This window comes from Nocardia donostiensis, assembly GCF_002081715.1.
GTDB lineage: Bacteria > Actinomycetota > Actinomycetes > Mycobacteriales > Mycobacteriaceae > Nocardia > Nocardia donostiensis.
Window position 1 is genome coordinate 58,919 of record NZ_MUKP01000027.1, and the last position, 20,321, is coordinate 79,239.

Annotated in this window: 21 protein-coding genes and 1 riboswitch; of the genes, 12 read left to right on the forward strand and 9 right to left on the reverse strand. The window is 66.8% G+C overall.

The annotated features are described in order from the left end of the window. Positions 1 to 52 precede the first annotated feature (52 nt). A riboswitch (SAM riboswitch) is annotated at positions 53 to 163 on the forward strand. A gap of 100 nt (positions 164 to 263) precedes the next feature. Further along, complete coding sequence (locus B0T44_RS17730) at positions 264 to 1,595, forward strand: bifunctional o-acetylhomoserine/o-acetylserine sulfhydrylase (RefSeq protein WP_077121905.1); 1,332 nt, start codon at positions 264 to 266, stop codon at positions 1,593 to 1,595. After that, complete coding sequence (gene metX, locus B0T44_RS17735; protein WP_077121891.1) at positions 1,592 to 2,740, forward strand: homoserine O-acetyltransferase MetX; 1,149 nt, start codon at positions 1,592 to 1,594, stop codon at positions 2,738 to 2,740. Before B0T44_RS17730 ends, metX begins: the two co-directional genes overlap by 4 nt. A 40-nt stretch (positions 2,741 to 2,780) precedes the next feature. On the opposite strand, the gene B0T44_RS17740 is transcribed toward metX, so the two are convergent. Next, positions 2,781 to 3,053, reverse strand: a complete 273-nt coding sequence (locus B0T44_RS17740; protein ID WP_077121903.1) for a DUF3017 domain-containing protein — start codon at positions 3,051 to 3,053, stop codon at positions 2,781 to 2,783. A gap of 167 nt (positions 3,054 to 3,220) precedes the next feature. On the opposite strand from B0T44_RS17740, the gene B0T44_RS27205 reads away from it, so the two are divergent. The 4 genes from B0T44_RS27205 (at position 3,221) to B0T44_RS17755 (ending at position 4,590) form a co-directional block, all read left to right on the forward strand. Next, entirely contained in the window at positions 3,221 to 3,370 is a 150-nt protein-coding gene (locus B0T44_RS27205; RefSeq protein ID WP_175648163.1) for a hypothetical protein, read from the forward strand. Between the two features lie 72 nt (positions 3,371 to 3,442). Then, entirely contained in the window at positions 3,443 to 3,694 is a 252-nt protein-coding gene (locus B0T44_RS17745; protein ID WP_077121889.1) for a ribbon-helix-helix domain-containing protein, read from the forward strand. Then, positions 3,694 to 4,086, forward strand: a complete 393-nt coding sequence (locus B0T44_RS17750; RefSeq protein ID WP_077121887.1) for a DNA-binding protein — start codon at positions 3,694 to 3,696, stop codon at positions 4,084 to 4,086. The genes B0T44_RS17745 and B0T44_RS17750 overlap by 1 nt, the downstream gene beginning before the upstream one ends. Before the next feature lie 39 nt (positions 4,087 to 4,125). Beyond that, a complete protein-coding gene (locus B0T44_RS17755) occupies positions 4,126 to 4,590 on the forward strand; it encodes a tRNA (cytidine(34)-2'-O)-methyltransferase (RefSeq protein ID WP_081512253.1) in 465 nt (154 codons plus the stop codon). A 10-nt stretch (positions 4,591 to 4,600) separates the two neighbouring features. Here the strand turns inward: B0T44_RS17755 and B0T44_RS17760 are convergent, their stop codons facing one another. The 3 genes from B0T44_RS17760 to B0T44_RS17770 are packed head-to-tail and all read right to left on the reverse strand — an operon-like array spanning position 4,601 to position 6,556. Continuing rightward, a complete protein-coding gene (locus B0T44_RS17760) occupies positions 4,601 to 4,828 on the reverse strand; it encodes a DUF167 domain-containing protein (protein WP_077116806.1) in 228 nt (75 codons plus the stop codon). Continuing rightward, complete coding sequence (locus tag B0T44_RS17765; RefSeq protein WP_077116807.1) at positions 4,788 to 6,080, reverse strand: DUF4349 domain-containing protein; 1,293 nt, start codon at positions 6,078 to 6,080, stop codon at positions 4,788 to 4,790. The genes B0T44_RS17760 and B0T44_RS17765 overlap by 41 nt, the downstream gene beginning before the upstream one ends. Positions 6,081 to 6,103: 23 nt before the next feature. Further along, positions 6,104 to 6,556, reverse strand: a complete 453-nt coding sequence (locus B0T44_RS17770; RefSeq protein ID WP_081512254.1) for a hypothetical protein — start codon at positions 6,554 to 6,556, stop codon at positions 6,104 to 6,106. Positions 6,557 to 6,701: 145 nt separating this feature from the next. Between B0T44_RS17770 and B0T44_RS17775 the strand changes: the two genes are divergently transcribed. Continuing rightward, positions 6,702 to 7,667 carry an SDR family NAD(P)-dependent oxidoreductase gene (locus B0T44_RS17775; RefSeq protein WP_077116996.1) on the forward strand — a complete coding sequence of 322 codons (966 nt, stop codon included), beginning with the start codon at positions 6,702 to 6,704 and terminating at the stop codon, positions 7,665 to 7,667. Positions 7,668 to 7,836: 169 nt separating this feature from the next. After that, positions 7,837 to 9,087 carry a tryptophan synthase subunit beta gene (gene trpB, locus B0T44_RS17780; protein ID WP_077116998.1) on the forward strand — a complete coding sequence of 417 codons (1,251 nt, stop codon included), beginning with the start codon at positions 7,837 to 7,839 and terminating at the stop codon, positions 9,085 to 9,087. Between the two features lie 30 nt (positions 9,088 to 9,117). Here the strand turns inward: trpB and B0T44_RS17785 are convergent, their stop codons facing one another. Next, a complete protein-coding gene (locus tag B0T44_RS17785) occupies positions 9,118 to 10,371 on the reverse strand; it encodes a serine hydrolase (RefSeq protein WP_081512261.1) in 1,254 nt (417 codons plus the stop codon). A 45-nt stretch (positions 10,372 to 10,416) separates the two neighbouring features. Continuing rightward, a complete protein-coding gene (locus B0T44_RS17790; RefSeq protein ID WP_077117000.1) occupies positions 10,417 to 11,205 on the reverse strand; it encodes an alpha/beta fold hydrolase in 789 nt (262 codons plus the stop codon). 601 nt (positions 11,206 to 11,806) lie between these two features. On the opposite strand from B0T44_RS17790, the gene B0T44_RS17795 reads away from it, so the two are divergent. Then, positions 11,807 to 12,931 carry a serine/threonine-protein kinase gene (locus tag B0T44_RS17795; protein WP_077116810.1) on the forward strand — a complete coding sequence of 375 codons (1,125 nt, stop codon included), beginning with the start codon at positions 11,807 to 11,809 and terminating at the stop codon, positions 12,929 to 12,931. 23 nt (positions 12,932 to 12,954) lie between these two features. Here B0T44_RS17795 and B0T44_RS17800 read toward each other — a convergent pair whose 3' ends face one another. Both B0T44_RS17800 and B0T44_RS17805 read right to left on the reverse strand, forming a co-directional pair. Continuing rightward, positions 12,955 to 13,590, reverse strand: coding sequence for a response regulator (locus B0T44_RS17800; RefSeq protein WP_077117002.1), 636 nt, complete (start codon positions 13,588 to 13,590; stop codon positions 12,955 to 12,957). 263 nt (positions 13,591 to 13,853) lie between these two features. Further along, complete coding sequence (locus B0T44_RS17805) at positions 13,854 to 15,254, reverse strand: ATP-binding protein (protein ID WP_081512255.1); 1,401 nt, start codon at positions 15,252 to 15,254, stop codon at positions 13,854 to 13,856. A gap of 450 nt (positions 15,255 to 15,704) precedes the next feature. On the opposite strand from B0T44_RS17805, the gene B0T44_RS17810 reads away from it, so the two are divergent. After that, positions 15,705 to 16,526, forward strand: coding sequence for an SDR family oxidoreductase (locus tag B0T44_RS17810; RefSeq protein WP_077116811.1), 822 nt, complete (start codon positions 15,705 to 15,707; stop codon positions 16,524 to 16,526). A 12-nt stretch (positions 16,527 to 16,538) separates the two neighbouring features. Here the strand turns inward: B0T44_RS17810 and B0T44_RS17815 are convergent, their stop codons facing one another. Then, positions 16,539 to 17,711 carry an acyl-CoA dehydrogenase family protein gene (locus tag B0T44_RS17815; RefSeq protein ID WP_077116812.1) on the reverse strand — a complete coding sequence of 391 codons (1,173 nt, stop codon included), beginning with the start codon at positions 17,709 to 17,711 and terminating at the stop codon, positions 16,539 to 16,541. A 430-nt stretch (positions 17,712 to 18,141) separates the two neighbouring features. On the opposite strand from B0T44_RS17815, the gene B0T44_RS28715 reads away from it, so the two are divergent. Both B0T44_RS28715 and B0T44_RS17825 read left to right on the forward strand, forming a co-directional pair. Further along, positions 18,142 to 20,088, forward strand: a complete 1,947-nt coding sequence (locus B0T44_RS28715; RefSeq protein ID WP_077116813.1) for a PspC domain-containing protein — start codon at positions 18,142 to 18,144, stop codon at positions 20,086 to 20,088. Continuing rightward, a complete protein-coding gene (locus tag B0T44_RS17825) occupies positions 20,081 to 20,317 on the forward strand; it encodes a hypothetical protein (protein WP_077116814.1) in 237 nt (78 codons plus the stop codon). Before B0T44_RS28715 ends, B0T44_RS17825 begins: the two co-directional genes overlap by 8 nt. Positions 20,318 to 20,321: the final 4 nt, after the last annotated feature.

A 20,321-nucleotide genomic window follows, 5' to 3' on the forward strand; every position in this document is an offset into this window, starting at 1 on the left:
TCGATGAACGTGATTTCGGTCCGCAAGTGTTCGCCGGTTACGATGTGGACCAGGTCTTGAGCGCCAGCGCGAAGCCCCGGCTAGCTGGCCGGCAACCCTCCTGCTGCGGTGGGGTGCTCCGGGTGATGACCGGGCTCCCGAAGGCCGGGGGCAAGCGCACCTTCAGGAGGTCACCCACATGTGTTGCTGTTGTTGTTCTTCTTCGCGATAACCCAGAAACATCGATCGCTGCGGCGAGCAGCCGCCCTCTCTTGGAGCACGACATGACCGATGCCAGCACGACCGACGTCGATCCCACCACCAACTGGTCCTTCGAAACCAAGCAGGTCCACGCGGGACAGAACCCGGACGGCGTCACCAACGCGCGGGCACTGCCGATCTACCAGACTACGTCCTACGCTTTCCGCAACACCGACCATGCCGCCGCGCTGTTCGGTCTCGCCGAACCGGGCAATATCTACACGCGCATCATGAACCCCACCCAGGACGTGGTGGAACAGCGCATCGCTGCGCTCGAAGGCGGCGTCGCCGCACTGCTGCTGGCCTCCGGGCAGGCCGCCGAAACCTTCGCCATCCTCAACCTGGCCGGGGCGGGCGACCATTTCGTGGCCAGCCCGCACCTGTACGGCGGCACCTTCAACCTGTTCCACTACTCGTTGCCGAAGCTGGGTATCGAGGTCACGTTCGTCGACGACCCCGACGACCTGGAGCAGTGGCGCGCCGCCATCCGGCCCAACACCAAGGCCTTCTACGGTGAGACCGTCGCCAACCCGAGCAGCATGATCCTCGACATCCCCGGCATCTCCGAGGTCGCGCACGCCGCGGGCATCCCGCTGATCGTGGACAACACCGCAGCCACCCCGTACCTGATCCAGCCGCTGCAGCACGGCGCCGATATCGTCGTGCACTCGGCCACCAAGTACCTGGGCGGGCACGGAACCGCTATCGCGGGTGTGATCGTCGACGGCGGCACCTTCGACTGGACCGTGACCGACGAGCAGGGCAACTCCAAGTTCCCCGGCTTCACCACCCCGGACCCCAGCTACCACGGTGCGGTGTTCGCCGACCTGGGCGCGCCCGCCTTCGCGCTCAAGGCCCGCGTACAACTGCTGCGCGATATGGGTGCGGCCGTGGCGCCGTTCAACGCGTTCCTGATCAGCCAGGGCATCGAAACCCTGAGCTTGCGGATGGAGCGCCACGTCAGCAACGCCCAGCAGGTCGCCGAGTTCCTCAGCGAACACCCGGACGTGGAGAAGGTTCACTTCGCCGGCCTGCCTTCCTCGCCGTGGTACGAGCGCAGCAAGCAGTTGACGCCCAAGGGTGTCGGCGCGATCGTGTCGTTCGAGCTGCGCGGCGGTGTCGATGCGGGCAAACGGTTCGTGGACGCGCTCACCCTGCACAGCCACGTCGCCAATATCGGCGATGTGCGTTCGCTGGTGATCCACCCCGCCTCCACCACGCACTCGCAGCTCACCCCCGAAGAGCAGCTGAGCGCAGGCGTGGCCCCCGGCCTGATACGACTCGCGGTGGGTATCGAGGGAATCGACGATATTCTCGCCGACCTGCGCACGGGATTCGCGGCGGCCAACAGTTGACAGTGAGCGCCGAACGGAGCACCGCCCGTCGGGCGGGGGCACAGCTGCCCCCGCCCGATGGGCGGCTCGGCGTGATCGATATCGGGGACGTCGTGCTGGAGAGCGGTGCGGTTGTCCCCGGTGTCGGGCTGGCTGTGCAGCGGTGGGGTGAGCTCTCGCCGGAGATGGACAATGTGGTGCTGGTCGAGCACGCCCTCACCGGCGACTCGCATGTGGCGAGCACCTTCGGCGACCCTGCTTCCCCGCCCGGCTGGTGGGAAGGCATGGTCGGCCCGGGAGCACCGCTGGACACCGACGAGTGGTGTGTGGTCGCCACCAATGTGATCGGCGGCTGTCAGGGCAGCACCGGCCCGGCGTCGTCTGCACCGGACGGGAAGCCGTGGGGGTCCCGGTTTCCGCGTATCACCATCCGCGATCAGGTGACCGCGGAAGCGGCGCTGCTCGATGTGCTCGGTATCGACCGGATCGCTGCCGCAGTCGGGGGATCCATGGGCGGTATGCGGGTGCTGGAGTGGATGATCAGCGCGCCGCAGCGGCTGGCCGCCGCGCTGGTGCTCGCTGTGGGCCCGCGGGCCACCGCCGACCAGATCGGCACCCAGACCACCCAGATCGCCGCCATCACCGCCGATCCGGCGTGGCAGGGCGGGGACTACCACGGCACCGGTTTCGTCCCGACCACCGGAATGGGCATTGCGCGCCGGATCGCGCACCTGTCCTACCGCACTGCCGCCGAACTGGACCACCGCTTCCAGAACACATCGCAGGGCGACGAGGACCCGTGGAACGGGGGCCGTTACGCGGTGCAGAGCTACCTGGACCATCAGGCCGACAAACTGTGTAAACGCTTCGACCCGGCCACCTACGTGCTGCTGAGCGAGGCGATGAACCGTCACGACGTCGGCCGGGGTCGCGGAGGTATCGAGGCCGCGCTGGGCAGCACGCATGTCCCCTGCATCGTGGGCGGTATCGACTCCGACCGGCTCTATCCGCTGGAAACCCAACAGGAACTCGCCGACGGGCTACCCGGATGTCAAGGGCTAGAGGTGGTGCATTCCCGCGATGGGCACGACGGGTTCCTCACCGAGGCCGCCGCGATCTCCAAGCTCCTCACCCAAACGATGAACTTGGCCCGCGCCAACCGCTGAGCCGGGATTCTGGCGGGCGCTCGCTTGAAGCGAGCGCCCGCTAACTCACGCCCAGGGTGTTGATCGTTGCCGCGATGAAGACGATCGCACTGCCGAGCAGCGTCAGTGCACCCACATCGAACGGTTTGCTGCGCACCGCGAGCAACCCCACCCGCGCCGCGGGCAAACACAACCGGAGCGCCGCGGCAAGCAAGGTTGCGCCACCGAAGAACAAAGCCCCACGCCGCCACCGGTCCTGCGCGACGAACACCACCGCCACACCGATCACCAGCACCACCAGCAGCATCGGCAGATGACAGCGCAGGAACCGCATCACCTTGGTCCGGCTGCCCGGCTCATCGGCTGTCGAGGTTTCGGCATCGGTCACGCCCCGATTCTGACAGACCCATACCCCCGGCCTGTTCGCCAGTGCCGCAAGCACGCTGTCCCCGGCGGAGCTCGTACCCACCCGATATGTGCCGTGCCCGATAAAGGTGGGGTATGACCACAGCGCATGACTACGACGACCTGCACAACATGGTCGATCGGCGCCAGTATCTCTCATTCACCGGCTTGACGTATGCCGAACCCGAGCTGGCCGCAGAGTCGGAAGAAATTCTCGGCGAAGAGCGAGGCAGGCAAGCAGAGTGATCGTCTGCGATACGAGGCTGCGTGCCGACAGCAAGAGGCGCAGTTCATCCTACTATCGGTAGGATGGGCGCTATGAGCGGTAGTAAGAAGTACTCGGTGAGCCTGCCCGAAGAGCTCGCGGAAACAATCCGGGCACAGGTAGGCCCGGGCGGCTTCTCCGCCTACATCGCCGAAGCACTCGAGCACCACGTCGCCATGGGCAAGCTCGGCGACATCGTCGATGACTACACCAGGGACCACGGGCCGCTGCCCCAGGAGGAAATCGACGCGGCCCGGGCCGCGCTGCGGCATGACAAGGACGGTCCGGCCGGGGCCGCCGCCTGATGCCGGGCACCCTGCTGCTGGACTGCGAAGGGTTGTCGAAGCTCTACCGCCGTGACCCGAAGGTCGTCATTTGCGTCGAAGCGGCGCGGTTGGAGAATATTCGTGTCGGCACGACCGCGATGACACGGCTGGAAGCCGAGTACGGCCGCGTCCCCCGGGGCAGGATCTCATGGGTGCTGTCCCGTCTCGACGTCCACGACGTCACTCGAACAGTCAGCGATGCCGCAGCCGAACTGCTCCGAGCGAACAACCTCCACGGCCACAAGTACGCTATCGACGCGGTGCTCGCAGCTATCGCCCTGGCCGCTGAACCACCGGTCACCATCGTGTCCTCCGATCCCGAGGATCTGACTTCGCTGTGCGGACCGGGGATCGGAATCATCAAGGTGTAGTGGCCGAACATTGCTGGGCCACCTGATTGACTTGGCGTCGTGTTCAATGTGATGTTCCATGAGCCGCGCATACCCCCCAATACCGGTAACGCAATACGGATGGCCGCTGGAACCGGGTGTGCGCTGCATCTGATCGAGCCGTTGGGGTTCGATCTGTCGGAGGCGAAGCTGCGGCGAGCGGGGCTGGACTACCACGATCTGGCGACGGTAACGGTGCATCCGAATCTGGGGGCTGCGTGGCAGGCGTTGCGGCCGGAGCGGGTGTTCGCATTCACCACGCAGGCCACCACCTGGTACACCGATGTGGCGTACCGGGCGGGTGATGTGCTGCTGTTCGGGACCGAACCGTCCGGGCTGCCCACGGAAGTGCTGGCCGACGAACACATCACGAAGCAGGTGCGGATACCGCTGCTGCCGGGGCGGCGGTCGATGAACCTGTCGAACGCGGCGGCGGTCACGGTGTACGAGGCGTGGCGGCAGCACGGGTTTCCCGGCGCGGTGTGAGCAGCGTCTCCTACTCGTCGATGTCGAAACGTTTGTGCCGGGACGCGGCGCCCGCGACGAGGCGGACGGCGCTTTTGGGGACGCCGTAGTGCTCGGCCAATAGTTCGATGGCGGCCTTGTTCGCCTTACCCTCCACTGCGGGGGCGCGCACGTACAGCTGGAGGGTGCCGTCGGGCAGGGTTTCGACGAGCGGGCCTTTACGGCTGTTCGGTTTTATCGTCGCCCGCACGGTGGTCACCGGATGCTCCTGGTTCTTTCTGCGTCTCGGTATCGGGAGTGCCTGCATCGTCGAAGCCGATCCCACGGCCGGAATCCGGTTCCCTCTCGGCGTCCGCCGCCCCTGCGTTGCCTGGCGAGGTGGTGGGTATGTCCCGTTCCCCGGTCGGGGTTTGCACGGTACCGCTCCCGGCGGCGTCCTGCAGCGGGTCTTCTGTGCGCTCAGCTTTGCCGGAATGTGTTGCGCCCGCAGCACCGGCGGCGCGATCGGAGCCCGCAGCCTCGGGGGCCGCCGTATGAGTCGAGCTCGCCGCGTCATCGGAAGCTGCGGTGTGGGCGGAGCCTCCCGTCGCAGACGACTGGCGCACCGCATCGCCCGGGTCGTTCACCGATGTGCCACCACGCCCTTTACTGATGCGCTGGGCCAATCCTGTGATGGCCCAGGCGATCACGCCGAGCACGGCGAGGAACCCGATCCACGGCACCGCTTTACCGGCGAACACGACCGCATCTTTCAACCAGTCCACCAGTGAGTTCCAGCCGAAGACGAGGCCGTCCCAGAAGTTGGCCGGCTCGTTGTCGGGTTTCGTGTCCGCGTCGGCGGTGATTGTGATGGTGAGGGTGGACAGCGCGATCTGATCGTCGAGGCGGCGTTTCTGGGCGGTGAGGCTGTCGAGTTCGCCTTGACGGCTGGCGAGAGCTTCTTCGGCGGCGATCAGGTCGGCAGTGTTGTCTGCGGCAGCGAGGAGGGCGCGCAGGCGGTCGACCGAGGCGCGTAAGGCGGCGATTCTGGCGTCGAGGTCCGCCCACTGCATGGTGACGTCGTCGCGGTTGGTGCCGACTTCGGTGACGCGGCCGATACTGCCGAGACCGTCGATGAAGGCGTCGGTACGGTCGGCGGGAATACGCACCGTGAGTTCGGCGCGCGGGAGGTCGTCGTCGGTGCCGGGTTGTTCGGTGCGGCGGTCGATGCGGCCGTCGAGCTCACGCACTCGGTCGGCGACGGAGCCCGCGGCGACGATCGGGTCGTCGGCGGTGATATCGACATTGCCGGTGACGACTTCTTTACGGTCGGTGGCCTGCTCGCCCGAGTCCTCGTACTGCGCTGGTGCCTGTTCCCGCAATCCCGGGGTCAGCGCGGGAGCGGGAGCGCCGGGCAACGACATCTCCGTTGACGTTGTCCCGTCACCGGATTCGCCACCGCATCCGGCGAGCAGCGCCGAACCGAGCAGGGCGATGACGAATACCGCAAGCTTGCGTGTGGACCTCCGCATGCGGGCAGCCTAATGGGCGCGGGTCATCCAGCCAGCCGTTCGGTGGATTCGACGTCCAATGCGGCCGAAACTTGTTCCAGGCCCGCGCGGATCACCCTGCCGTAGGCGTCGTCGGCGAGGACGTCGAGATGCCCTCTGGCGATGGCCAATTGCATACGAGCCGAATCGAAATCGCCGACCAGCCGGTGACTGTCGGCCAGGCTCAGATACAGCGCGGGCAGGAACCCGCGCAGCCCGTCGTCGAGCGGAACGCCGGGCGCGAATACGGCATCGAGGGCGCGCCGATCCCAGCGCAATGCCTCTTCGGCCGTGTCCTGGATATCGGCCAGATGGTGGGCGACCACACTGCGGTACAGCGGTTCGCCACTCGCGCCGATGTCGTCCCACAACGTGCGCAGCGCATATCGCGCCGCCTCCCGATCCACCCCGCCGAGCCGCACCGCGGCATAGATATCCGCCATCCGATCGTCCGTCATGGACTTCATTATCGCACAAGTGTTCGAATACGCGCGCATCTACAGCCAGGGAAAACGAAACTTTCTCCACCCGGTAGCCATCCTCTGGCCACTGAACTTACTTTGGAGTAAGTTCAAGCACGATCCGATCTGCGAGGGAACAGCGATGACGGCAACCAACAGCAGGGCGCGCGAACGGACGACGCCCGGAAAACACGACCTCACCGGGCGGCACGTGATGATCACGGGCGCCTCCTCCGGGATCGGACGGGCGGCAGCGGTAGCCGTCGCAAATAAGGGCGCCGTGGTGTTCCTGCTCGCGCGCCGCGACAAAGAGCTGGAAGACGTGGTCGCCGAGATCCGGTCCACAGGCGGCAGCGCCTACGGATACCAGTGCGATGTCACCGATTCCGCATCGGTCGAACAGGTGGTGCAGACCGTGCTGGACGAGCACGGTCGGGTCGACATGCTGGTCAACAATGCAGGCCGCTCGATCCGCCGGGCCATCCACCGCTCCACCGACCGGTTGCACGACTACGAACGCACCATGGCGGTCAACTACTTCGGTGCGTTGCGGTTGACGCTGGCGCTACTGCCGCAGATGCGGGAGCGCAAATTCGGTCATATCGTCAATATCAGCAGCGCCGGAGTGCAGGTCGCGACACCGCGGTATTCGGCGTATCTGGCCAGCAAGGCGGCCTTGGACAAGTTCACCGAGGTCGCCGCCGTGGAGACCATGGCAGACGGGGTCACGTTCACCACCATCCATATGCCGCTGGTGCGCACCCCGATGATCGCTCCCACCGGCCATCAGGGGCCTGCCGAATCACCGGAATGGGCGGCGGCCACGATCGTGCGCGCCCTCATGGAACGCCCCAAACGTATCGATGTGCCGCTGGGCACTATTGCCGAATACGGCGCTCTGCTCGCCCCCAAACTGCGCGACCGCATCATGCATCGCTATTACCGGGCCCTGCCCGATTCCCCCGCCGCCAAGGGCAAGCAAGCACCCGAGCCCGAGCCGACGGCCCCGGCCGGGCCCTCGACCACCCGGCCCCGGTCGACCACCCGCAGGCTCGCTGGCACCGCTCTGCGACGCGCTGCCCGGTGGGTACCCGGCACTCATTGGTAAATACGCGCCCGGACAGACACTCGACGACTTCCCACCGCTGACGGGAACAGGAACCCGCACATATCCCTCGTGTGCTGTTAACTAAGCCGTTGCCGGAAGGTGGCTCACCGCTCGCACGCGATGAACAGAATTCCGGAGTGGAAAACACATACGGAAAGCGCTGGTGCTGATGGTCGTTTATCACCGAACCGAGCAGAGCGCATATCGGCACGGAGTCTTTCCGGACGAACACGGACGGTTCGGGCCATTCGGTGGTCGGTATGTGCCCGAAGGACTGATGGCTGCGCTGATCGAATTGGATGCCGCGTACCGGGAGGCCAGGGCGGACCCCGAGTTCATGAGCGAACTCTCCGAGCTGCTGCGTGAACGCGTCGGCAGGCCCACGCTGCTGCACCGGGTTCCGCGGTTCGCAGAAACGCTCGCGGTGCCCGGCATACGGGTTTACCTCAAACGTGAGGACATGACCCATACCGGCGCGCACAAGATAAACAATGCGCTCGGACAGGCGTTGCTGGCGAAGCGAATGGGCAAGTCTCGCATCGTTGCAGAAACCGGCGCGGGCCAGCACGGGGTAGCGGTTGCGACGGTATGCGCGATGCTCGGCCTGTCCTGTGTGGTCTACATGGGCTCCGACGATATGCGCAGGCAGGAATCCAATGTGCTGCGGATGGAACTGCTCGGTGCCGAGGTGCGAGCGGTACGCACCGGGAACCGCAGGCTCAAGGACGCGATCAGCGAATCGGTGCGCGACTGGATAGCCACTCTCGCGACCACCCACTACCTGTTCGGCACGGCCGGAGGTCCGGCTCCCTACCCGCAGATAGTGCGGGACTTCCAGACGATGATCGGCGCGGAAGCCAGAACTCAGATCCTCGCCGCCGAAGGCAGGCTCCCCGATTACGTGGTGGCGTGTGTGGGCGGCGGCAGCAACGCGATCGGCGCATTCCATGCGTTCGCGGCCGATCCGAGGGTCGGGCTGATCGGTGTGGAGGCGGCAGGTCACGGCGTCGGCACCGGCGCGCACGCAGCGACACTGAGCGCAGGCAGCCCAGGCGAAATGGACGGCTCCTACAGCTATCTGCTACAAGACGAAGACGGCCAGATCGCCCGCACCCACAGCATCGCGGCCGGTTTGGATTACCCAGGTGTCGGGCCAGAGCTGAGCTATCTCAAGGACACCGGGCGCATGATCGGGGGATCCGCGACCGACGACGCCGCACTGCGCGGGTTGTGGACGCTGAGCCGCAGCGAGGGAATCATCACCGCCCTCGAATCCGCACACGCAGTCGGCTATCTGATCGAGGCGGCCGAGCGCGGCGAACTACCCACGGGTTCGGTAGTGGTGCTGTGCGTATCCGGCCGCGGCGACAAAGACCTGGACATCGCAGCCGAGCGGCTTGGCCTTCGCTCAGCGGGCTGAGCCCTACCCGACGGTGGGGCCTCGCACATATCAGCGGTCGAATATCCGGTCGGCGGGATCGAGCAGACCGAAGGCGCCGGAAATCTGCGCGCACAACCGCCACGGGCGATCACCGTCGGTCTGGGCCTTACCACTGGTCAGGATGGCTCCGGACAGTCCGCGGGCCGGGTCGGCCCAACCGTACTGGGTGGTCAAACCGCTGCGGCCGAAATGCGATTCGGTATCACGCCCGAATTTCGACTTCCGCGCGCCCAATTCGTAACCGGCCTGACTCACCCGGCCCGCCACACCCGGAATCCGCTTGGCGGGCTGGATTGCGGCACGCAGCGTTTCCGGTTTCATCATTCGAACGCCGTCCAATTCCCCTCCGCGAGCGAGCATTTCATAGAACCGAGACAGTTCTAACGCAGTGGTGACCAGATTGCCCGACGGCAACTCCGCAGTGAAGAATGCTCGGGTGGCCGATTCCGTTATCGCGCCGCTCATCCCGCCGCCCAGTGCTTTACCTGCCAGGTAATTCGCCATTCGAGACGGTTTCGGGCCGGTTTTCACACTCGGGACAACTTTGCTGACGTCCTCGGGACGCACCCCGAAGTTGTTCCAGCGGAACCCCAGCGGCTCGAGCACCCGCTCGGCCAGGTGCTCGCGCATCGTTTTACCGGTAGCCCGCCGCACCAGTGACCGCTGGATGAGGCCGCTGGTCAGCGCATGATAGGCGCGGAACCGCCCGGACGGCCAGCTCGGCGTCAGATCGGCCAGCGCCCGATCCGCGGCTTCCTCGTCGACCACCAGCTGGTAACCGCGGTGGGGGCCGGTGACGAACGGGATCCCCGCTGAATGCGACAGGACGTCACCGATGGTGATCTTGTCCTTACCGTTGGCGGCGAACTCGGGAATATGCGCACACACCGGATCGTCCAACCCGAACGCACCCTGTTCGATCAGCATGAACATCACCGCCGCCGCAACACCTTTGGCGGTGGAGAACCCACAGAACGGCATATCCGGTGTAATGAGCACCCGCTCGGCGTCCGGCCCGTCGCCCGGCGCATTGCCCCAGCCGTGCCCGATCGCCCGATTCAGCACGATTTTGCCGTTCCGCCGCAGACATATCTGGATCGCGGGCGTGGTGCCCATCCGATACCACGACTGCACCGACGCCCAGATCGCCTCGACCACCGCCGGGGTCACTCCCGCATCGGCCGGGTCGTCCTCATGCCCGGATGTCGTCACCGAATCCAGATCAGTAGCGATGGTCACCAGCGAGCCAGCAAGTGCATTCACCCAGCCCAGCATAACCACGCCCGACCCGGACGCCCGGCGAGTCCGTCAGGCGAGGAACGGCAGCACCGCGGCGGCGAAGGGGTGGTAGCGGTCTCGGTGGATGCTGTGACCGCAGGTGAAAGTGCGCACCGTGCAGTCCGGGATGGTGGTGCGCAGGGTATCGAGCTTCTCGGGGTCGACCATGCCGCCGGGGCCGCCGCGCAAGAAAAGAGTGCGGGCGGTGATATCGGGGAGACGTTCCCACCATTCGGGGTGGGGTTTGCGGAATTGCTCCAGGGCGGTGCCGGTCATGGCGCGATCGAAGGCGAGGACCGCGCGCGGGTGACGGACCAGACTGCTGGTGGCGTGCCACAGTTCCGCGGCGGTCGGGAAACGGCGGGTCAGTTTCATTTCCTCCGTACCGGAGCGCAACGGCAGCGGGCATTCCTCGATCACCAGGTTGCGCACCATATCGGGGCGTTCCTGGGCGATACAGGACACCGCGAAACCGCCGAGGGAATGGCCGACCAGATCGACCCGCGACAACGCCAGGTACTCACACAGGCGGAGCACGTCTGCACCGAATTCGGCGAACAGGTACGAGGAGGTGTGCGAGCTGCGCCCGTGCCCGCGCAGATCGGGGACGACCACCCGGCGGCCGGTGCGCACCAGCGCCCGCGCGAATCGTTGCCAGGTATGGCCGTCGCCACCCATACCGTGCACCAGCACCACCGGCACACCGTCACCCACGACAGTATCCCGGTAGGCGAGGCGCACACCGTCGAACTGGGCCCACGACACGGTCGAATACACGGCCTCCGAGCGTACCGGCCGGACCTGCCCCCGGTCGCTCATAGCGACCGTCCACACACCGACGAGCACTGCCGCCACTCCACCGGATCGGCGACGGCAGTCGACCGCGCAGCTGCGCCGCCCATCTCCACCGCCGCCAGCAAACCCAGCCGCGGCACCCCGGCTAAACGCCGCGTGTCCGCCCTCCCTGGTGGCGCGGCCAGCAGTGCGCCCGTCCGAATACGGCATCGCCGAGCCTTCGACCACACCGCTGCCGGGCAGTATCCGGCTGTCGCAGAGAAACTGCCAGCACCTCATGTCTATTCGCCGTGTGGGGCAGCGACGCGGCCACCGTTCCCGCGATGGACGTCGACATGCCGCCCAACTCCGCCGGTCTCTCCGGCGACGCACGCCAGCTTCCTGTGAACCCGTCGCATCACCTACCTCTATGACGGATACCTGGATGCTGGATGAGCCCAGCACCGTTTCAGCTACCGATCTTTATCGAATATATGTTCCATATTCACCCTGCGGAAAGCACCTCACACAACTGAGCGAGGGCCGTAACGGCTACCTACGACGTAACGTCGTGAAGATCATCACGGACCACCGGTCATAAGCCCGAAACCGGCCAGCTACCACCGATTTCAGCTAGTCTCGCAGCATGATCGATCGTCCCCGCTCCATCGTCGGCCCGGATTATCTGGTGGCCGGCCGTTATCGCCTGCAGTCGAAAATCGGCGGCGGTGGCATGGGCGCGGTATGGCTCGCGCACGATCGGCTGCTCGACCGCGATGTCGCCATCAAACAGGTGCTGTCCACCGCCGGGCTGGACGCAGCCGAAGCCAACCGGATCCGCGAACAGATCGTGCACGAGGGCCGGGTGGCGGCCAAGCTGTCGCACGAGCACGCCATCGCCGTCTACGACGTGGTGCTGGAGGCGGGCGAACCCTGGCTGGTGATGGAGCATTTACCCTCGCGCAGCGTCGCCAAGGCATTGGCGCTGGTCGATACGCTGCCGCCGATCGAGGTCGCCCAGATCGGCGCCCAGGTGGCCGATGCGCTGGCCGCCGCGCATGCCGCGGGCATCGTGCACCGCGATATCAAACCCGGCAATATCCTCGTCGCCGACCGCGGGCAAGCCGTCGGTATGGCCAAACTCAGCGACTTCGGCATCTCCCGCAGTGTCAGCGAGGCCAGCGACGAACCGGACGGCGTGATCACCGGAACCCCCGCCTACCTACCACCTGAGGTGGCCCGCGGGGCACAACCGACCGAGGCCAGCGATGTGTTCTCCCTCGGCGCCACCCTCTACACCGCGGTCGAGGGGCAGCCGCCCTTCGGTTTCGACGACGACAGCGGCGCCATCGTGGAACGCGCTGCCATGGCGCAGATCATCCCGCCTACCCGCAGCGGCATGCTCACCGATGCACTACTCCACATGATGGAGCCCGCTCCGCAACGCCGCCCGACAATGGCCGAGGCGAGAGACGAAATCCTCACCGCAGCTTTCGGTCCCGGAACCGGCCCGTACATCCTCGGTGCTCCAGTGCGCACCGAAGACGGCACCATCCCGGCCTGGGCGGCCCGCAACTCCGCGTCCGGCTTGCGCAGCCCGCATTCCGCGCCGCTGCCCCGCCGCAGTCCGCACACCCGCACCGGAGCCACCGCGGTGCCTGCTCCGCAACGGGCCAAGAGCTCACAGCAGGGTAACGCCCCGCTCGCCATCACCATCGGTCTGCTGATCGGGTTGATCATCATCATCGTGGTGCTCGTCGCGGTGATGTAGCAGCTGCCTTCAGCCGGCGCGATTCAGTCGATTCTTCTGCGATGCGCCCAGCGGGTCAGCGCGTTCCGGTTGGACTGCTGGGTTTTGCGGAGCACATTGGAGGCGTGAGTTTCCACGGTTTTCACCGAAATGAACAGGGTTTCGGCGATTTCTCGGTAGGTGTAGCCGCGCGCGAGCAGGCGCAGCACTTCCAGTTCCCGTGGGGTCAGCGAATCCAGTTCCGGATCCAGCGGAGGTTCCGGGGCCGGTGATTTCCCGGTGAACGAATCCAGCACGAAACCGGCCAGGCGCGGGCTGAACACCGCGTCACCGCCCGCGACGCGGCGGATGCCCTCGGCCAGTTCGGCACCGGAAATGGTTTTGGTGACATAACCGCGCGCGCCCGCCCGGATCACCGCGATCACGTCTTCCGCCGCATCCGACACGCTCAACGCCAGGCATACCGGGCCGTCGGCGATACCGTTCAGCACGGCGACACCCCCACCGTCAGGCATATGCACGTCGAGCAGAACGACATCGGGACGCGCGGCATTGATCCCGGCAACGGCCTCGGCCACCCCACCTGCCTCCCCGACCACTTCCATATCGTTTTCCCGGCTCAGCTCCGCCCGCACCCCGGACCGGAACACGGCGTGATCATCGACCAGAAAAACCCGCACGCTCACCTGCTTCTCCTCACCGGCAGCCGTTTCCGGCCGCCGCCACCGCGCCCCGGCATCCGGGACCATTCCCTGTCATCGGTACCACACCTGCGGCCACTGGTCCGCCCGGTTACGCACACGGCCGTGCCCGCCGACCATGCAGCCGCACGCTCCACGTCGAACACGCGCACACTTTCTCCGGCGCCACGGCCGCAGGTTCTCGTCGTAGGCCGCCTGGCCGGGTTTCGCATTGCTGCTGATTCACTCGCACGAAATGCAGATCACGAATGCGCGCCAGGAGCTCGCACATACTCGGTGCGGTTTTCGAATACGGTGGCCGTGCCGTTCCCCTCGGCGGGGTCGCCGGTGTTGCGCCCGTCGTCATCGGGATCACCGCGGGCCGGTTCGGCTTGTTCGCGCTGCTCTTCGGAGTCGGTGCGCGGCAGAGTGATCCGCACCTCGGTACCGCGCCCCGGTGTGGACAGGATCTCCACCTGCCCGCCGCGGCGTTCCACGCGGGCGCGAATCGATTTCGCAACCCCCTGCCGGTCCGCGGGGACCTCGGCCGGATCGAATCCCGCACCGCGGTCGCGCACGAACACGCTCACCTGATGTGGCTCCACCTCGGCGAACAGGTCGATCTCCGTAACGCCTGCATGTTTGGCGGCATTGACCAATGCTTCCCTTGTCGCCCCGAGGATCGCGGTGAAATGCTCTTTCGGCAGCCCGGAACCGGTGTCGCCGCCGTCCATCGACACATCGCCGACGGTGACTGGCGCCACCTTCACCCCGTGATCGTCCTCGACCTCGCCCGCGATGGTGCGCAACGCCACCGCCAGGCTGGAGTGGGTCGGACCGGTGTCCTCGAACAGCCAGCGGCGCAGTTCGCGTTCCTGGCTGCGCGCCAACCGCAGCACCTCCTGCTGGTCGCCTGCCTGCCGCTGGATCAGCGCCAGCGTCTGCAAAACCGAATCGTGCAGGTGGGAGGCGATCTCTTCGCGTTCCTCGTTGCGGATGCGGGCGGCGCGTTCGGCGTTGAGGGCATGCATCATGCGCAGCCACAGCGGCACCGTCAGCAGACCCGCACCGATCAGGGTGACCGCCACGGCCAGCAGCGCGGACCCGAGCGAATTCAGATCGATCCTGGCCAGCACCACCACCGCGAGACCGGCCACGATGAGCAAGGCTCCCGCCACGATGCGCGACCAGGTCACCACCGACGGCCGCGCGGGCAGCCCGAGCAGCGACCGTGGCCCATCTGCATCGTATTCGCGCCACACCAGAGCGGCGCCGACCGCGACCACGATGATGGGTGCGACAGCTTTCGCCGCGGTCCCGCTGAGCACCCAGGACACCGCCACCGACAGCCCGAGCCCGAGCAGCGCCAGCCCGATCGCCTGCCGCCGCTCCTGCCCGGAAACCTGCCGCTCGTCCGAGCCTCCCGGAGTGAAGATCCACAGCAGCCCGTAGGCGACAGTGCCCGCCCCCGCCAGCGCGGACAACAGCACGAAGGCAACCCGCACCTTGAACACGTCGACCCCGAGATGGTCGGCGATCCCCCCGGCCACACCACCGATGACCCGTCCCCCCGAGCGCCGCACCAGCCGCCCCCGCGCCGCAGGATCCACCTCCCGCACGGCACCGAATCCCCGTGAGTCGAACGCTGGCACAGACGGGTACATACTTCCGATACTGGCATGCCTGCCATCACCGCAGCCATGGGGAAGAACCCTGATTTCCGCCCTACGTCGCTCGGCATCGGTCAACGGACACCTTCCTGCGTCCAGGCCGTCAGGCAGCGCGGTGAGCTGCGTAAACCGTGGACTGTATAACCGAGACGGCCCATCGGTGCCGCTCACCGGTGGTGTGCCGACCCCACGGTCTGTAGCCGACCACGGGGTGTTCTCACCGCCAGCGGTCGATCGGTTCCAACCATATGGCGCTGTGGCGTGCTCGGCGCAGAGCGCCCACCACATGGACGTGTACCGCTTTCCGATCACAGCGCACTGGCCGACTCCTCGCGTGGGCCCGCAGTACCCGCCGTAGCGAGTGCCTGTACAGCTCGCAGGCCGGTGGAACGTCGATGCGGGAAACCGGTTGCCCGCTGCTCGGCCCGGCACTGGAATGTATGCATGTTTCCTGAGTCGAATCTGTCCGGGCGCGTCGCGATCGTCACCGGGGTCAGCCGCAGGCAAGGGATCGGCTTCGCGGTCGCGCGACGGCTGGCGGCGATGGGCGCGCAGCTGTATCTCACCCACTGGGTGCCCCACGACCGGGAGCAGCCGTGGGGTGCCGACAATATCGACGAGCTGTACCGCGAACTGGCGGATACCACCCGGGTGGTCGGGCGCAGCGTCGACTTCGCCGACCCGGACGCGCCGCAGCAGGTCGTCGACGACGCGGTCGCGGAGTTCGGACAGGTGGACGTGCTCGTCGCCAACCACGCCCGCAGCGGCGGCGATGGCTCGCTGTTCGAGATCGACACCACGATGCTCGACGGCCACTGGGCTGTCGATGCGAGGTCGGTGCTGTTGCTCACCCAGGCGTTCGCCCGCCGGTACCGCCCGGAGCAAGGCGAGGTCCCGGACCGGGGCCGGGTCATCTGGATGACTTCGGGACAGCATCTGGGCCCGGCGCGCATCGAGGTCGCCTACGCGGCGGCGAAATCGGTGCTGGCGGGTATGACCCAGACGGTCGCCGCCGAGCTGATCGAGCGCGGCATCCTGCTCAACACCGTCAATCCCGGACCGGTGGATACCGGTTTCCTGACGGCCACCACCACCGATCTGGACCTGTCGATGGTCGAGGAGGTGCGACGCGCCTTCCCGCGCGGCCGGGTGGGCGAGCCGGACGACCCCGCCCGCCTCATCGCCTGGCTGATCAGCGACGCCGGCCGCTGGGTGGTCGGCCAGGTAATCGACTCGGAAGGGGGATTCCGTCGTTCTCGCTGGTAGCGAGAACGACGGTTACCGGAATGCAGGATGCCCGGTCAGCTGCTGGCCGATGACGAGCTGATGCACTTCCGAGGTCCCCTCATAGGTGAGCACCGATTCGAGATTCGCCGCATGCCGCATGACGGGGTATTCGAGGCTGATGCCGTTGGCTCCGAGCAGGGTGCGGCATTCGCGGGCGATGGCCAGCGCCTCGCGCACATTGTTCAGCTTGCCGAGGCTGACCTGTTCCGGCCGGAGCTCATGCGCATCCTTCAGCGCTGCCAGCCGCAGCGCGAGCAGCATGCCTTTACCGAGTTCGAGCGTCATATCGGCGAGTTTGAGCTGGGTCGCCTGGTAGCCGGCCAACGGTTTGCCGAAGATGGTGCGGTCCTGGGTGTAGGCGATCGCGGTCTCCAGGCAGTCACGGGCCGCGCCGAGCGCGCCGAAGACGATCCCGTACCTGGCCTCGCTCAGGCAGGACAGCGGCCCGGACAGGCCCCGCGCCTCCGGCAGCATCGCCGCGGCGGGCAACCTGACGTCGTCGAGCACGAGTTCACTGGTCACCGAGGCTCGCAGCGACAGTTTCCTGGTGATCTCCGGGGCGGAGAAGCCAGGAGTATCGGTGGGTACGACGAACCCGCGGATCTTGTCGTCGGTCTGCGCCCACACCACCGCGATATCGGCGACGGAACCGTTGGTGATCCACATTTTGGTGCCGTTGAGCACCCAGTCCGCACCGTCGCGGCGGGCAAAAGTGCGCATCCCGCCGGGATCGGAACCGAAATCCGGCTCGGTGAGACCGAAACAACCCACGACCTCGCCTGCTGCCATCCGCGGCAGCCACTCCTGCTTCTGCTCCTCCGAACCCCACCGCCAGATGGCGAACATGGCCAGCGAGCCCTGCACCGAGACCAGACTGCGCAATCCCGAATCGGCGGCTTCGAGCTCCATACAGACCAGCCCGTATGCGGTGGCGCTGGTTCCCGCGCAGCCGTAGCCGTCCAAGTGCATACCGAGCACACCGAGTTTGCCGAGCTCACGCGCCAGTTCCCGAGCGGGGATCGAGGCGTTCTCAAACCAGTCGGCCAGGTGCGGGCGCAGCCGGTCGGCAGTGAAATCGCGCACCGTGTCGCGGAGGGCGCGGTCTTCGTCGTCGATCAGTTCCTCGACGCCGAACAAATCGAGCGGACGCTGCGGGGTAACCATGAGCGGGTTCCTTTCCAAAGAATCAGCGGAAACGTCGGTACCGGTCTCGGCGCGGCCGATGAGCAGCTTCTGGCGTCGGCTGGTGCCTCATGGCGGGTCGCCATGCGGGCGTGACGCAGATACTTCGGCACCGGATATTCCCATGACAGGTACCCGCTCTCTGCCCGGAGGCCGGGACTGCTGTTGCTCGGCAGTGAGGGCAGTTCCATCATGACTCCTGAGTCGGTGCCCGGCGAGGTTGATCGATTGCCCGCCGCGGTATGGATCGCGCGAGTGCCGCGGCGAGCAGCCGGGTGAATTCGGCCTCGTCCACCGCAGCGGACGGCGAGGTACCAGCGGGGTATCGCTGCGCACGCTCGCAAGGAGCGATCAGGAGTTTTCAGGGTTCACCCCGATGCGCGGACAAGCCGTCTGAGCGGAACATGGGTGCATGACGAAGACGAGCTTCGGCGATCAGGTGCAGCAGATGTGGCAGACACGTCCGGTTCGATTGCCGCGGCAGGGACCGATCGCCGGTGTCGCGGCCGGGTTCGGACAACGCTACGGCGTCGACCCCGTGCTGGTACGGGTCGCGTTCGTGGTGTCGACAATCTTCGGCGGCGCGGGCCTCGTGCTCTACCTGCTCGCATGGCTGCTGTGCCGCGAAGGCGCCGACCAGTCCTCGGCGGCCGAGGCGCTGATCGGCAAGGGCCACAGCTCGCAATCGCAAACCAAAACGGTCGTGCTGGTGGTGGCGCTGGCCATTGCGGTGAGCACAATGGGGCCGGTCGGGGTCGGGCTCGGCGGATCGGGCGTAATCGGTGTGGCGCTGATGCTGTCGGCCTGGTGGATGCTGCACATGCGCACCCCCGAACCGCCCGCACCCGCTTTCGGCGCGACTGACGGCGGTTTCACCGGTACCGGGTACCCGGGAGCCGTGTTCCCGCCGGCCGGTCAAAGCCCGGGCTTCTACGGCCAGTACACGCCGTACACCAAACTCCCCGACCGCTACGTGCCGGATACCTCACCGACCGCTTCCGACGCTGTCGTACTCGACAAAACCCACTCTCCGCGAGGCACAGAAACACCAACGCCTGACCCGACCGGCATCGATTCAGCGACCTCCGGGAGTCACCCCGGCAGCTCAGCGTCCGACACCACGCCGATCCCGGGTCAGAACGTCCGTCCCGCCACGACCGCCGCGGTCGGCGGCAGCCTCCCGCACGTCGACGACCTGAACACCCCCCGCAGCGAACAGAATTCAGTGCACGGCGACGACCCGAACTCGGGACCCGACGACGATCAGGACGTCGATTGGACGGCAGATACAGCCCGAATCGGGCAGGAGCCGGACGGCGAGGCGACCGGAGACATGGCAGGCAACAGGGATGAGGACGGCAACATGGGCAACGCAGATGGCGGCGCAACCGGCTGGCCCGGCGGCGACACGACCGGCACCCCAAGCAGCGACGCAACCGGCAACCCAGGCGGCGACGCGGGCGGCAGGCAGGTAGGAGACGTGGTCGCCGACAACAGGGCCGCGCAGATCGAATCCGATCGATCCGGCTCGGCGACCGAGACAGCCGTTCTCAGCGTGCCGGGTGGATCCGCTGAATCGGGGACCAGCGCGACGGAAGCGATAACGAGCAGCACCGTACGGTTCGAGAAGACGGCAACAACAGGTCCGTCTGCACCCCGGGTACCCTCCACCCCGACAGCCACCCAGGGCCGCACCCCGCCGTCCTGGGACCCGCTCGGCGCCGCGCCGCTGGCCTGGAACCTCCCCGCACCAGCCCCCACCCGAACCGTCGCCGAACGACCGCCGAAAAAACCGCGCTCCCGGTTCACCCCGGTGGTGCTCGGCCTGGCCATGCTCGCCGCCGCGGGCGCGGGCGCAGCAGCCGCCGCCGGAGTGGACTGGATGACCCCGGGCCGCATCGCAGCCGTCGCGCTGGCAGTGGTCAGTATCGGCCTGGTATTCGGTGCGTTCACGCGCCGCGGCTACGGCCTGGTGACGGCGGCCGTCCCGCTGGCCGTATTCGTCGTGCTGGCCTCGATGATCGGGCCGATCGACTTCGACAACGCCGCCATGGGCGAACGGACCTGGGCTCCCGTCACGGTTGCCGACTTGCAGCCGGAATACACCGTCACCATGGGCTCGGGCACCCTCGACCTGCGAACCCTCGAATTGACCGAAAACCGCAGCGTCGACGTCTCGGTGCGGATGGGCGAGGCGCTTGTGCTGGTGCCGGAGAATATGAACGTCCGCGCAGGCTGCTCGGTTCGCATGGGCGAAGCCCACTGCCCCGACGGGCTGATCGGGCCAGGCGGCGACGCCCCCGTACTGACCTTGAACGTCGACGTCTCAGCTGGAGAAGCGGAGGTGCGCCGTGGCTGACCCCAACACCCACCGACAAGACCGCCGGAGTACATACCGCACATCCCGCGACGGAACAGCACTACCGCTGCTGCTCATCGGCCTGCTCGCGCTGGCATTAAGCGTCTGGACACTGGCAGGCCCGACAGTGTGGTCCACGGCGGGCATGATCCCGGTCGGCTGGATCCTGATCGCCGGGGCCATCATCGTCGGTCTGCTGCTGGTGGTTGCCCCAGGTAAACGCCGCTGAATCG

What these genes read in the sequence shown, in the direction of transcription:
- B0T44_RS17730 (WP_077121905.1), top strand. Translation starts at nt 264, where the DNA reads ATGACCGATGCCAGCACGACCGACGTCGATCCCACCACCAACTGGTCC.
- B0T44_RS17740 (WP_077121903.1), bottom strand. Translation starts at nt 3,053, where the DNA reads ATGCGGTTCCTGCGCTGTCATCTGCCGATGCTGCTGGTGGTGCTGGTG.
- B0T44_RS27205 (WP_175648163.1), top strand. Translation starts at nt 3,221, where the DNA reads ATGACCACAGCGCATGACTACGACGACCTGCACAACATGGTCGATCGG.
- B0T44_RS17745 (WP_077121889.1), top strand. Translation starts at nt 3,443, where the DNA reads ATGAGCGGTAGTAAGAAGTACTCGGTGAGCCTGCCCGAAGAGCTCGCG.
- B0T44_RS17750 (WP_077121887.1), top strand. Translation starts at nt 3,694, where the DNA reads ATGCCGGGCACCCTGCTGCTGGACTGCGAAGGGTTGTCGAAGCTCTAC.
- B0T44_RS17765 (WP_077116807.1), bottom strand. Translation starts at nt 6,080, where the DNA reads ATGCGGAGGTCCACACGCAAGCTTGCGGTATTCGTCATCGCCCTGCTC.
- B0T44_RS17770 (WP_081512254.1), bottom strand. Translation starts at nt 6,556, where the DNA reads ATGACGGACGATCGGATGGCGGATATCTATGCCGCGGTGCGGCTCGGC.
- B0T44_RS17775 (WP_077116996.1), top strand. Translation starts at nt 6,702, where the DNA reads ATGACGGCAACCAACAGCAGGGCGCGCGAACGGACGACGCCCGGAAAA.
- trpB (WP_077116998.1), top strand. Translation starts at nt 7,837, where the DNA reads ATGGTCGTTTATCACCGAACCGAGCAGAGCGCATATCGGCACGGAGTC.
- B0T44_RS17790 (WP_077117000.1), bottom strand. Translation starts at nt 11,205, where the DNA reads ATGAGCGACCGGGGGCAGGTCCGGCCGGTACGCTCGGAGGCCGTGTAT.
- B0T44_RS17795 (WP_077116810.1), top strand. Translation starts at nt 11,807, where the DNA reads ATGATCGATCGTCCCCGCTCCATCGTCGGCCCGGATTATCTGGTGGCC.
- B0T44_RS17805 (WP_081512255.1), bottom strand. Translation starts at nt 15,254, where the DNA reads ATGTACCCGTCTGTGCCAGCGTTCGACTCACGGGGATTCGGTGCCGTG.
- B0T44_RS17810 (WP_077116811.1), top strand. Translation starts at nt 15,705, where the DNA reads ATGTTTCCTGAGTCGAATCTGTCCGGGCGCGTCGCGATCGTCACCGGG.
- B0T44_RS17815 (WP_077116812.1), bottom strand. Translation starts at nt 17,711, where the DNA reads ATGGTTACCCCGCAGCGTCCGCTCGATTTGTTCGGCGTCGAGGAACTG.
- B0T44_RS28715 (WP_077116813.1), top strand. Translation starts at nt 18,142, where the DNA reads ATGACGAAGACGAGCTTCGGCGATCAGGTGCAGCAGATGTGGCAGACA.